Source organism: Thalassospira sp. B30-1 (assembly GCF_015767575.1).
Classification (GTDB): Bacteria; Pseudomonadota; Alphaproteobacteria; order Rhodospirillales; family Thalassospiraceae; genus Thalassospira; species Thalassospira xiamenensis.
The window spans coordinates 4,081,262-4,093,790 of record NZ_CP065232.1; the positions used below are offsets into that span (position 1 = coordinate 4,081,262).

At 53.7% G+C, this 12,529-nt stretch carries 10 protein-coding genes; 4 read left to right on the forward strand and 6 right to left on the reverse strand.

Annotation, left to right across the window (positions count from 1 at the left end; all coding sequences use genetic code 11):
* Window positions 1-8 precede the first annotated feature (8 nt).
* On the forward strand, window positions 9-698 hold the full coding sequence (bluB, locus tag IT971_RS19140) for a 5,6-dimethylbenzimidazole synthase (RefSeq protein ID WP_063094316.1): 690 nt from the start codon (window positions 9-11) through the stop codon (window positions 696-698).
* 28 nt (window positions 699-726) lie between these two features.
* A complete protein-coding gene (locus IT971_RS19145; RefSeq protein WP_063094314.1) occupies window positions 727-978 on the forward strand; it encodes a hypothetical protein in 252 nt (83 codons plus the stop codon).
* Window positions 979-985: 7 nt separating this feature from the next.
* Here IT971_RS19145 and IT971_RS19150 read toward each other — a convergent pair whose 3' ends face one another.
* From IT971_RS19150 to mutT, 3 genes are all read right to left on the reverse strand, one after another.
* Window positions 986-1,336 (reverse strand): hypothetical protein, encoded by a 351-nt coding sequence (locus IT971_RS19150; protein ID WP_007091681.1) that lies wholly within the window; start codon window positions 1,334-1,336, stop codon window positions 986-988.
* A gap of 82 nt (window positions 1,337-1,418) precedes the next feature.
* On the reverse strand, window positions 1,419-2,180 hold the full coding sequence (locus IT971_RS19155; protein ID WP_063094312.1) for a molybdopterin-binding protein: 762 nt from the start codon (window positions 2,178-2,180) through the stop codon (window positions 1,419-1,421).
* A 59-nt stretch (window positions 2,181-2,239) separates the two neighbouring features.
* Window positions 2,240-2,671, reverse strand: a complete 432-nt coding sequence (gene mutT / locus IT971_RS19160; RefSeq protein WP_007091683.1) for an 8-oxo-dGTP diphosphatase MutT — start codon at window positions 2,669-2,671, stop codon at window positions 2,240-2,242.
* Window positions 2,672-2,890: 219 nt separating this feature from the next.
* Here mutT and IT971_RS19165 point away from each other — a divergent pair, with 219 nt between their 5' ends.
* Window positions 2,891-3,766, forward strand: coding sequence for an alpha/beta hydrolase (locus IT971_RS19165; protein ID WP_196871090.1), 876 nt, complete (start codon window positions 2,891-2,893; stop codon window positions 3,764-3,766).
* 57 nt (window positions 3,767-3,823) lie between these two features.
* Here IT971_RS19165 and IT971_RS19170 read toward each other — a convergent pair whose 3' ends face one another.
* From IT971_RS19170 to secA, 3 genes are all read right to left on the reverse strand, one after another.
* Complete coding sequence (locus IT971_RS19170) at window positions 3,824-5,863, reverse strand: tetratricopeptide repeat protein (RefSeq protein WP_063094308.1); 2,040 nt, start codon at window positions 5,861-5,863, stop codon at window positions 3,824-3,826.
* Between the two features lie 256 nt (window positions 5,864-6,119).
* Window positions 6,120-8,159 carry a tetratricopeptide repeat protein gene (locus IT971_RS19175; RefSeq protein ID WP_063094306.1) on the reverse strand — a complete coding sequence of 680 codons (2,040 nt, stop codon included), beginning with the start codon at window positions 8,157-8,159 and terminating at the stop codon, window positions 6,120-6,122.
* 161 nt (window positions 8,160-8,320) lie between these two features.
* Entirely contained in the window at window positions 8,321-11,032 is a 2,712-nt protein-coding gene (gene secA, locus IT971_RS19180; RefSeq protein ID WP_037987025.1) for a preprotein translocase subunit SecA, read from the reverse strand.
* 334 nt (window positions 11,033-11,366) lie between these two features.
* Here secA and IT971_RS19185 point away from each other — a divergent pair, with 334 nt between their 5' ends.
* Window positions 11,367-12,470 carry a hypothetical protein gene (locus IT971_RS19185; protein ID WP_063094304.1) on the forward strand — a complete coding sequence of 368 codons (1,104 nt, stop codon included), beginning with the start codon at window positions 11,367-11,369 and terminating at the stop codon, window positions 12,468-12,470.
* The last annotated feature ends 59 nt before the right edge of the window (window positions 12,471-12,529 follow it).

Genomic DNA, 12,529 nt, shown 5'->3' on the forward strand with positions numbered 1-12,529 from the left:
TCCGCGCCATGACACAATCCGATCGCGATGCGCCCGATGCGCCCAGCGCGACAGATACACTCACCCCGCCGGTGTTTGATCGCACCTTTCAAAAACAGTTCATCGATCTGTTATTGTGGCGTCGTGATGTGCGGCGTTTTCGCACCGACCCGATCCCCAAGGAAGACATCGACGGCCTGATCAAGGAAGCCTGCCTTGCCCCGTCTGTTGGCAATTGTCAGCCATGGCGCTTTGTAAAGGTCAACGATCCCGACCGTCGCAAAGCCATCCGCGACAGTTTCGAACGCGCCAATCAGCAGGCGCTTAACGACTATCACGGCGAACGTGCCAGACTTTATGCGTCCCTGAAATTGCAGGGCATGGATCAAGCCCCCATACAGCTCGCCGTTTTCGCCGACGAGGAAACCGAGGCCGGCATGGGGCTGGGCCGCAAAACCATGCCCGAAATGCTTGATTATTCCGCTGTCGCCGCCGTACAGCTTTTGTGGCTGGCCGCGCGCGTCAAGGGGATCGGGGTTGGCTGGGTTTCGATCCTTGAACCCGAAACCGTTCTCAAAACACTAGACGTTCCGTCGCACTGGCGTCTGATCGCCTATCTGTGCATCGGCTATCCCGAAGAAGACCACGTCGTTCCCGAACTCGTCCGCGAAGGCTGGCAGGATCGCATTGATCCGGCTGCCCTGACGCTTGAACGCTAACCAAATTCGATCATCAAAGGAAACCCCGATGTCCGCCGACAAAGGCCAACCGACCAATCCCGAACACCCCGCCAAGAAAAGCCTGCCGAACGGTCACTATTTCAAGATCATGGGCTATCTGCTGACTGCGGCGTGGGTCGGCTACATTCTGGCGATTTCCGGGGGCGATACCACGCACCCGATGTTTGATTATATCTTTGTCGTTCCGCTGGCATTCTGGATTGGCGGCATGATCATCGGCAAAATCCTGCGCGCGCGCAGTGGTGCAGATCGGCCCTAGAGCCTTTTTATTCGCCCCTGCCGTCATTGCGGTCATTCCGGTGGCTTTTGCGTTCGTCCTCATAACGGTCGTTATCGGAAAAACCGCCCAGATTCATGATCCCGATGCCAAGACTGATGCCGCCAAACGTGATGAACAACCCGAAAAACAGCAACATGATAAAGATCGGCGCATCGCGTGATGCCATGGCAAGGCTGTAAATCCCGCCAATATCAAAAAACAGCACCAAGGCACCAAAAACCAGCGCCCCGAACCCGCCATAGGCGGTATGTTCAATCATGAATTTGACAATCGACCGGGCTTCGCGCGCAGCCCGGCTGTTGCGAATTTCATCCGTTTCCTTCGGGTCACCTGTCATACCGGTCCCTCCAACGCACCCTCAAACGATTGTCATAGCCGCAATGATAGCCCCGCCAAAATGATCAATCGCAATCCGCACGTTACGAAACGGCACCACTATCTTCGATAATCTCGCGGCCCAGCTCAATGATCACCGCGCGAATGCGCTCTGATGCAAGGTCAACATCCTTGGCCTCTTCGCCCCGCACCACAAGCGTCGTGCCCAGCTTCCCTTCGCGCAGGAACGGATAGGACCCGATATCAGTATCGGGGAAATCATGCTGGATCTCGCCCAGCACCTTGGCAATCGTGCCTTCCGGGATATACCCGCCGACCGACCGCGATACCATCGGTCGCCCGCCGGTCAGCTGATGTTTGATCCCCTGGAACATGGCCTGCATGATCATCGGCACACCGGCCATGACATAGACATTTTCCATCCGGAACCCCGGTGCCTTGGAAACCGGGTTATCAATCAGCTCCGCCCCCACCGGAATATGCGCCATGCGCAGCCGTGCCTCGTTCAGGTCGGCAGGGTTCTCATAATGGCTTTTCAGCAATTCATGCGCTTGCGGGTTCAGTTCGATCTCGACCCCGAACGCACGCGCCACACAGGGCGATGTAATATCATCATGGGTCGGACCTATGCCGCCCGTGGTAAAGACATAGTCGAACTTTGCCCGGCATTCATTGACCGTCTCGATGATCGTGGTTTCGATATCGGGAATCACCCGCGTTTCTGCCAGGCGAATGCCAAGCTTGTTCAGCTCCTCCGCCAGATAAGGCAGATTCTTGTCATGGGTCCGTCCCGACAGGATTTCATTGCCGATAATGATCAGACAGGCCCGAACCGCTTCAGACATCACAACCTCGCAAACTTGAACTCAATATTCAAATACGACCGCCAAAAGGGGTCGGATCGTCACAGAAAATCGCGCAACATCGCCACCAGCGGCACATCGGCCGGCGGCATCGGATAATCACCCAACCGGATCGGGCGCACCCATTTTACCTGCTGGCCTTCCATCGGGGTGATTTCCCCTTTCCAGACCCGACACAGATAAAGCGGCATCATCAGATGGAAATCATCATAGGTAAATGACGCAAAGGTAAAAGGTGCCAGACAGCTTTCGGTAATATCAATGCCAAGCTCTTCCTTAAGCTCGCGCACCAATGCCATTTCCGGCGTCTCGCCGGCCTCGACCTTGCCGCCCGGAAATTCCCAAAGCCCCGCCATGGATTTGCCTTCGGGGCGTTGTGCGATCAAGACACGATGATCGGCATCCACCAGCGCCACCGCACTGACAAACACCGTTTTTTCGGGGATTTTTCCCTGCCGCAAGTCCACCGACATGCAGCCTCTTTCTGTATTTTGAATGGTCATGCGATTGTTTTATCCTGCATGGCGGCTTTCGCCAAGAGATGCATTTGACGGATACCCGCCCCTTCCCGATCCGGGTTGAAACGGCAATATCCTTTGCGTCATATTTCCCTGAAATAAAAAAGAACCCGATAGCGGGCTATCGCGTACAACAGTCAAAATCAAATCAATAATATCTGTTTTACGGTGACAATGCGCGTATTCAAACTGACGGCAAATGCCCTGATCGCGGCCCTGTTTCTCGCCGGTTGCGATAAGCTCGCCGCATTCAATCACCTTCAGGCTGGCGACTATCAGCCGACCGTTGCCGATCTGCGATATGGCGATGCGGATCGCCAGAAACTTGATCTTTATCTGCCTGCGGATCGCACAAAACCGGCCCCGTTGATCGTCTGGTTTTATGGCGGATCATGGGATTCGGGCGATAAGGCAAAATACGCTTTCGTCCCCAAACGCTTTACCGAAATGGGCTATGCCGTCGCCATCCCCGATTATCGTCTGGTGCCTGAAATCCGTTTCCCGGAATTCATCAAGGACGGCGCCAAGGCCCTCGCCTTTCTGAAACAGTACGGCCAGGAACATCCAAACCGCATCACCGCAACCCCGATGATATTGGCCGGTCATTCCGCTGGTGCCTATAACGCGGTTCAACTGGTGGCCGATCAATCCTATCTGGCATCCGTGGGGATGTCGGCCAACGACATTGCCGGGATCATCGGGCTTTCCGGCCCCTATGATTTCTATCCCTACGACGTCAAGGCAACCCGAATCGCCTTTGGCGATACCCCCGCCGCCCAAAGCCAGCCGGTCGAGCAGGATTTATTCCACATGCCGCCGATGCTTCTGATCACCGGCAACCGCGATCACACGGTTTATCCCCGCAATTCCCGCCGATTGGCCGAACTCGCCCCGGACACGAAACTGATTGAAATCGCCGACACCGGCCATGCCGGAACTCTGATTGCTTTGGGCAGTATCCTGACAGAAAACCGGGAAATTCTGGCACCAATGTCTAAGTTTCTAACCAAACATCTGCCCGCGCCAACAAAGAGGACTGACGCATACTGAAACGTGCATCAGCCGCAATAGTCGTCGCTCTCATTCAGTCCTATTTGTAACGCTACCCTATTTGATCTCGATATCCTGCGCCGCCTTACCTTCGCGATACAAGTCATATGCCTGGGTGAAGGCCGCCTCCAGATGACGTGTGTAACGTTCGGAATCAAACAATGGATGCGTCGAACGGTTCTCAGCCAGTTTACGACGAATATCTGCCAGCTTTTCCGGATTCAAAGCCAGATCAAGGGCAATTTCTTCGTAATCCGCATCACTTCTGGCCACAAGCTCCGTCATGCCAACTGCATGCAGAAGACTTGCTGCGACGCGCGCAGCAAACTGTTTTCCGGGCCGTGTAATGACCGGCAAGCCTGCCCAAAGTGCATCACTGGCCGTCGTATGTGCATTGACGTTAAAGGTATCAAGAAACAGATCGGCATGCTTTTGCCGCGCCAGATGTTCTTTCTCAACAAGCCTTTGAGCAAAGACCAGGCGGTCCGGGTCAACACCACGCGCCTTTGCCTCGCGGCGCAGGTTGTTGACCGCCCAGTCATTTGAATGAAACAGCCAAAGAACGCTTCCCTCAACCTTGTTGAGCAACCTCATCCAGATATCAAATTCTCGCGGGGTAATTTTGTAATTGCCGTTAAAACAACAAAAAACAAACCCGTCGTCGGGCAATCCGAAATCCGCGCGGGTCGTTTTTGTATCTGCTATTTCCCGGCAATTGTCATTTGGCTGATAACTGTCGGGCAGATAGATAACCTTTTCCGTGTAACAGTCTTTGCATTCCTGCGGGATGACAACCTTGTCGGCCACGATATAGTCGATGAAATCAGTGCCCAATGTTCCCGGATAACCGACATAGTTCATCTGGACCGGCGCCAGTTTATAGGCAAACACCGCTGTCCTGCCTTGGCGGGTGTACCCCTTCAGTTCAATGGCGATATCCAGATCCTTTTGGCGTGCGCGTTCCACCATTTCCTCATCGGAAACCCCGAACACATTTTCAAAAGAATCCACAAGACCCAGTAGCCGGTCTCTCGTTTGCCCCTGCTGAACTTGACCATAACTGAACGCATGGATTTCAAACCGACTGCGATCATGATGCTTAAACAGTCCCATCATCAGGGATACGGTCGCATGGTTATGAAAATCGGCAGAAAAATAGCCGATTTTCAACTTGGCCGTTTTCTCTTTCGGTTTTCCAAACACCGGCTGTGGTGGTTTATGGAAATTGGTGCGCGCATATGCCTGTGACCGCTGAAGCTGATGCTTCGGATCATCCTCATAGGACAGCATGGTAAAGGGCTCGATGGCCTGATCTCGCGTACCAATCCGATCCGCAACCCGTTCAAATTCGGTTATTCCCGACCAGTCACATAGAATGGCCTGAATATAAAGCTTCTGGGACAGGGCACTCCAATAATCCGTCCTCATCCTGCAGGCAAAGGCAAAACCCTCCTGCGCTGCGGTAAGCTTGCCTTTGTCAAACAGGACAGTTCCAAGATTGTTATAAGCTTCGGCATATTTTGGATTGGCTTTGACCGCTTGAACAAAATATGCCTCGGCCGCGTCCAGCCTGCCAAGTTTGTAAAGCACACCACCAAGCGTGTTGTAGGCTTCTGCATCATCCGGATTTGCTTTAATCGCCGCAACCAGGGTTTCGCATGCGGCGTCCATCTTACCCTGATGGAAATAGAGCGTGCCAAGATTTGAAAGTGCCTGTGCGAAATCCGGGCGAAGTACGATTGATTTTTTCAAGCTGTCTTCGGCAACATCAAGCAATCCGAGGCGAAAGGCTGATGCCCCTCTGATGTTCCAGGCCATCGCAGCATCAGGGAATTCTTCCACAAGCGCGCTTGCACCCGAAAATGACTGGCTTACCTGCCCTTTCGCGAAAAGACTCACAACTTCTTCAAGTCTTTTCTGCAATGGTCGTCCCTGATCCTGTCTCTGCGCAGTCAGGTCCGCAAGGGCTTTGCGTGCACGTTCGTTTTTCGGGAAAGCATTCAGAAACTCTTGATAAAGCCCGACGGCCTGCCCGACTTCCCCGTCGCGCACCAACTTTTTTGCCCGTCGTGCGACCTGATCAAATGTAAGCTTCAAACCCCGTTCTCCAAACAACCCGCAACATAATTCACCAGCATCCCCCGAACGACGACACACCTCAAATATCTAACCGTTTATACGACTACGGTTACAATAAAGCTAATTGCCCCGTCCGTCTGGAAACAACTTTTACCACACAAAAAGCCCGGAAAATCTCTGTGATTTTTCAATCGTCATGCCTCGTCCCAAGGCCCATTTTCACCATCAGGCGCAGTCCCCGCACGGTGATTATCCCGGGGTCAGCCCCCTAACCTTACGAAACAAAAATATGATCTGGTTCTTTGCCTTCGAAATAACGGTCATATGCCTCAACATATGCTTTTTCCAGATGCTTGGTATAAGTCGCCGAATCAAATAGCGGCGCGCTTAAACGGTTATCGATCAACTGCTGGCGGATTTGAGCAAGCCGTCCGGGGTTTTCCACCAGATCAATGATCAACGCTTCATATTGCTCTTCGGTTTCTGCCACCAGCTCAGGCAATCCAACCGCACAAAGCAGACTTGCCGCAACGCGCGCCGCAAAGCTCTCCCCGGTTTTTGTCACAATTGGCAACCCGGCCCAAAGCGCATCACTCGCTGTTGTGTGCGCATTGACATTAAATGTATCAAGGAACAGATCTGCATGTTTGTGGCGTGCCAGATGCTCGGGCTCTTGTAACCGTTCGGCAAATACGATCCGTTCCCGTGCAATTCCCCTGGCTTCGACCTCGCGCAACAGGTTTTCGCGAACGCCTTCATTGGCGTTCAACAGCCAAAGAACGCTGTCGTCATATTTCGCCAAAAGTCGCATCCAGATATCGAATTCTCTGGGCGTTATCTTGTAATTGCTATTGAAGCAGCAAAACACAAAACCCTTTTCGGGCAGTCCAAAGTCGCTGCGCGTCGTTGTTGTTTCGGGAATGATGCGGTTACGGTCATTGGGCTGATAACTATCTGGAAGATAGATCACTTTTTCGGTGTAAAACTGTCGCAGATTGTCAGGAATGATGACCTTGTCAGCAACGATGTAATCCATGAAATCTGCGCCAAGCGTCCCCGGATAGCCGAGATAGCTGATCTGGATCGGTGCCAAACGATAGGCAAAAAGCCCACTGCGCCCCTGACGGGTAAAGCCCTTCAGATCAACAGCGATATCAATTTTCTGCTGCCTGACGGCCGCCACGATCTGCGGATCGGACGCCATCGAAATATCGACAAAGCTGTCAACAAGCTTGCTCAATCGGTCCCGTTTGACACCCTGTTTGACGATCCCATAGCTATAGGCATGAATTTCAAACTTCTCGCGATCATGATGCTCAAGCAATCCGATCATCAGAATAAGCGTCGCATGATCGTGGAAATCGGCTGAAAAATAACCGATTTTGATTTTTTCCGATCGGGCCACCGGTCGCTCCGGCAACGGCACCGCATTCACGTGACACCGTTTGCGGATCATATTGGCCGCACGCTTTTGCTGGCGTTCTGCATTGTCATCGTATGACAGCATGGAAAATGGCTCGACGGCATCGCCTTCAATACCGATACGCGGCGCAAGCTTTTCAAAATCGGCAATTCCCGACCAGTCACATAACAGCGCCTGCATATAAAGCTTTTGCGACATGGCGGGCATATTCTCGCCCTGAACCTGTGCCGCAAAACCAAAACTTTGCTGCGCAGCACTGATCTTGCCGCTTTTGAAGAAGGTATTGCCTAGATTATAATAGGCTTCGGCATAGTTCTTGTTGGCCTGTATCGCCCCAACAAAGTATTTCTCCGCCGCGTCAAATTTACCCAATTTGTGGTAAATGCCGCCAATGCTGTTGTATCCCTCGGCATATTGCGGATTGGTTTTGATCGCGTTGGCAAAGGCTTCCAACGCGGCCTGAAGCCTTTCCTGCTGATACAGCAAAACCCCCAGATTGGCGTGGGCTTGGGTAATTTCCGGTTCCAGTTCGACCGCTTTGCGGAAACTCTGCTCGGCAAGGTCGAATTTCTTAAGGCCAAAGGCCGCCGCGCCGAGCAGATTCCAAACCACGCCAGAATTCGGCACTTCTTTTAACACCGCGTTCGCCGCATCAAATGACGCTTGGATCTGTCCGCTGTCAAACAACCTGCGAACTGCGGTCACTTTCTCCTGCAACGAACCCTTGGCGACTTCCGCTGGCAGCTTAAGCTCGGCAAGTGCCTTTCGCGCGCGTTCATTTTTCGGATAGGATTCCAGGAACTCTTCATAAAGCTTGATCGCCTCGTTCTTGCTTCCCTGACGCTCAAGTGATTTCGCCCGACGCCTGACCTGATCGAATGAAAGCTTCAAGTCCCGTTCCCCGCAACACACAAATTATCAATCAACCTGCCCGATCCCAAACTTGGGACTCCTCGGTCTCATTGTTCCGTTCAGGCAGTATTTGTCTTCCATCATCATGAAAAAAGCCCGGATCAACAATCCGGGCTTTGTATTAATTTATGATTTCTGCCTTACGCCAGCTGACCGTGGCAATGCTTGTACTTTTTGCCTGATCCACACGGGCAGGCGGCATTGCGTGCAACACGGCCCCAGGTCGATGGATCGTTCGGATCAACATTACCCGATGCAGCCCGCGAATGGACCGTTGCGCTGTCACCACCCTCACCTGCCATGGCTTCGGGTTCCGGGTGATTTTCGTGCATTTCCTGCGGCGCGCGGCGCGGTTCCAGATCTTCCGGGCGGGGCGTCGATTGCAATTCAACATGTGACAGCATCTGGGTCACGCGTTCGCGCAATGTCACCAGCATGCCTTCAAACAGGTTGAACGCCTCGCGCTTGAACTCGTTTAACGGATCGCGCTGGCCATAAGCACGAAGCCCGATGCCCTGACGCAAATGGTCAAGGGCAAGAAGATGCTCTTTCCATGTCTGATCAAGCAGCTGAAGCACAAGGCTCTTTTCAACCTGGCGCATGATATCGGCACCATAATTGGCAACCTTGGCCGCCATCTTGCTCTCGACCGCCTGCTCGATCCGCTCGCGCATGACTTCGACATCAATGCCTTCTTCCTTGACCCACTCGGCCACCGGAAGATCAAGACCGAACAGACGTGTGCATTCTTCATGCAGGCTGGCGGCTTCCCACTGTTCCGGATAAACCTTCTCCGGGCAGTATTTGGTCACAAGGTCCTCGACAACCTCGCTGCGCATATCCGCCACATCTTCGGCAACATTCTTGGCCTGCATCAGATCGCGGCGCTGTTCATAAATGACCTTGCGCTGGTCATTCATCACATCATCGAATTTCAGTACGTTCTTACGAATGTCGAAGTTACGCGCCTCGACCTTCTGCTGTGCCTTTTCAAGCGCCTTGTTGATCCACGGATGATAGATCGCCTCGCCTTCCTGAAGGCCAAGCTTCTGAAGCATCCCGTCCATGCGCTCGGACCCGAAAATGCGCATCAGGTCATCTTCAAGCGACAGGAAGAATTTCGATCCCCCCGGGTCACCCTGACGGCCAGAACGACCGCGAAGCTGGTTATCAACGCGGCGCGATTCATGGCGCTCGGTACCGATCACAAACAGGCCACCGGCATCAAGAACCTTCTGCTGATCGGCTTTGACTTCGGCCTTGATCCGCTCGATCCCCTCGGCACGCTTTGCGTCGTCTTCGATATTGGCAAGCTCGATCTCGGCACGCATTTCAACGTTGCCACCAAGCTTGATGTCGGTACCACGACCGGCCATGTTGGTGGCAATCGTGATCGCGCCCGGCGCACCGGCCTGTGCCACGATGAACGCTTCGCGTTCATGCTGCTTGGCGTTCAGGACCTCGTGCGGGACTTTACGTTCTTTCAGCAACGCGCCAAGAATTTCCGACTTTTCAATCGACACCGTGCCGACAAGGGCCGGCTGGCCGCGTTTGTGGCAATCTTCCAGAAGATCGGCAATCGCGTTCCATTTTTCCTTGGCCGTCCGATAAATTTCATCATCGGCGTCTTTACGGGCAATCGGGCGATGGGTCGGGATTTCGACAACCTGAAGATTGTAGATTTCCTCGAATTCCTCGGCCTCGGTCATTGCCGTACCGGTCATGCCCGCAAGGGTCGGATAAAGACGGAAATAGTTCTGGAAGGTGATCGATGCCAGAGTCTGGTTTTCGTTCTGGATCTTGACCTTTTCCTTGGCTTCCAGCGCCTGATGCAAACCGTCCGAATAACGGCGGCCTTCCATCATGCGGCCGGTGAATTCGTCAATGATCACGACCTTGTCATCCTTGACGATGTAATCGGTGTCCTTCTGGAACAGCTTGTGCGCCTTAAGCGCCTGATTGACGTGATGCACCAGATGCACGTTGGCAACGTCATAAAGCGTGCCTTCGGTCAGGATGCCCATCTGCTGCAAAAGCTGCTCGGCATTCTCGGTGCCATCTTCGGTCAGGGTGACGGCACGTGCCTTTTCATCCTTCTCGTAATCGTCCTCGGTCAGTTTCGGGATCAGCGCATCAATCGCGCGATACAACTCCGAACTGTCTTCGGCCGGGCCGGAAATGATCAGCGGCGTCCGTGCTTCGTCAATCAGGATGCTGTCAACCTCATCGACAATGGCAAAGTTGAACGGGCGCTGCACCATGTCTTCAAGGCGGAACTTCATGTTATCGCGCAGATAATCAAAGCCCAGCTCGTTATTGGTCGCATAGGTGATATCGCATGCATAGGCCGCACGCCGCTGGTCATCGGTCATGCCATGCATGATCACGCCAACAGAAAGCCCCAGGAAGCCGTAAACCTGCCCCATCCATTCCGCGTCACGACGCGCAAGGTAATCGTTGACCGTCACAACATGGACGCCCTTGCCTTCGATCGCGTTCAGATAAACCGGAAGCGTCGAAACAAGCGTTTTACCTTCACCGGTTTTCATCTCGGCGATCTTGCCAAGTGTCAGAACCATGCCGCCCATCAGCTGCACATCGTAATGACGTTCGCCGCGGACACGCTTGGCAGCCTCGCGAACGGTGGCAAATGCGTCAGGAAGAATATCCTTCAGAGTCTCGCCCTTGGACAGACGTTCGCGCAGCCAATCGGTACGGGCGCGCAGTTCGTCGTCACTAAGCTTCTCGACTTCGGGTTCCAGGGCATTGACTTGCTCGACCGTGGCCCGCAGGGCTTTGACTTCACGATCGTTAGCTGAACCGAAAATTTTCCGGGCAATTACGCCGAGCATTAAAACGTTCCTGAACAAATGAAAAAACAGTTATGGGGCAACGGCTATATACCGAGGCCCGATCACAGATAGAACCCTGTCTGCCATCTGTCAACGGAACGAACCATTATCACTAATGTTAGGGCGGTTATGGCCGCAAAAAGTCCCGACCAAGGGCACGCAGTTATACAACCTTTGCCTGCACACGCAGATGTCACTTCCTTCACGCTTGAGGAAATCACAAAAAACACGTATGATCTGTGTTCAACTTTGAATTTCAGAGCAAGTAGCTCATCTTTTTCGCGATATCTCAGGGCTTGGGTGCCCTGCGCGAAAGAAGCCTCAGGAGGAGGAAATGGTGGATTTCTCCACGCTTAATCCCTTTCGACAGGGACAATCATCCCTGACCGACGCGCGTCAGCCGATTGCCACATCTGGCAGTCAGGCTGGTCAGAATGCAAGCAAAACCGGTGGCAATCCGACCCCGGTTGTTGATCCTGTTGACCTGTCCGAGGATGCGGTTGCCGCACGCAATGCGGATAAAAACCCGTTGCAGGCTGCCGGTTCGAAATCCCTGAAATCCGAACCGATGACCACCGACGAGCTTTTCGCCAAGGCGCTCGACGCCGCCCTTGAGCTGATCAAGGATGATATGGTCGAAATGTTCAAGCTGGCCGGAATGGATGACAAGGAAGCCCTTGCCGCGACCAACGCGATGTTCAAGGGAATCCGCGAAATGGCTGCTGATGACGGCCAGATCGATTTCTCCTTCCAGCAAGCCATCGCAAGTCACTCGCGCACCGAAATTTCCTATGCAGGTGCCAATGGTGCGGGTGTCGGCGTTTCCGAGTCCGCGATGATGGCGATGCAGTCTCTTGATATCAACATCAACAGCGACACCGGCGAGTTTTCATTCAATTACGAGGCCTCCAAGATCCAGGTTGTCAGAACCGAAGCCGTTGCCATTGGCAACAGCATGGGGGCGGCGATGGGCGCGCTTGGTACCGTGATGAACGGCCTTGGCGGCGGCAATCTCGTCGATATGCTGGGGAACCCGGCCGGTGCGGGCAATGGCGGTCTTCTGTTTGATATGGAAGGCAGCGGAGTCGCTGACTTCATCCGCGATCTGATGCTTGATACCACCGGGGCCGCACCGGCCGCCGACGGCAAAGAAAATGCAGATGGCACCACCGAAGACGCCAGCATGCAGGAAATTCTCGCCAGCCGCATGGCCAAACTCAATGCCCAGATCATGGAACAGGCAACCCTGGTCGTACGTGGCGTGACCGAAACCATGGCCGAAGACGGTTCTGGTGATCCGATGCTGAAACTGTCGGTCGACATGCTGATGCCGATGGGCCGTTTCGGACAGGATGAAAACGGTGCCACCTTCCAGTTGCCGAACGGCGAAACCGTCTCCGTAATTGACCCAAGCCAGGAACAGGACGTTCTGGCCTGACCATAGCAGCACGGGATGGGGCCGCAGCAATTGCCCCCGTCCCGCAGCCCTTCAGGAAG

What these genes read in the sequence shown, in the direction of transcription:
- bluB (WP_063094316.1), top strand. Translation starts at nt 9, where the DNA reads ATGACACAATCCGATCGCGATGCGCCCGATGCGCCCAGCGCGACAGAT.
- IT971_RS19145 (WP_063094314.1), top strand. Translation starts at nt 727, where the DNA reads ATGTCCGCCGACAAAGGCCAACCGACCAATCCCGAACACCCCGCCAAG.
- IT971_RS19150 (WP_007091681.1), bottom strand. Translation starts at nt 1,336, where the DNA reads ATGACAGGTGACCCGAAGGAAACGGATGAAATTCGCAACAGCCGGGCT.
- IT971_RS19155 (WP_063094312.1), bottom strand. Translation starts at nt 2,180, where the DNA reads ATGTCTGAAGCGGTTCGGGCCTGTCTGATCATTATCGGCAATGAAATC.
- mutT (WP_007091683.1), bottom strand. Translation starts at nt 2,671, where the DNA reads ATGTCGGTGGACTTGCGGCAGGGAAAAATCCCCGAAAAAACGGTGTTT.
- IT971_RS19165 (WP_196871090.1), top strand. Translation starts at nt 2,891, where the DNA reads ATGCGCGTATTCAAACTGACGGCAAATGCCCTGATCGCGGCCCTGTTT.
- secA (WP_037987025.1), bottom strand. Translation starts at nt 11,032, where the DNA reads ATGCTCGGCGTAATTGCCCGGAAAATTTTCGGTTCAGCTAACGATCGT.
- IT971_RS19185 (WP_063094304.1), top strand. Translation starts at nt 11,367, where the DNA reads ATGGTGGATTTCTCCACGCTTAATCCCTTTCGACAGGGACAATCATCC.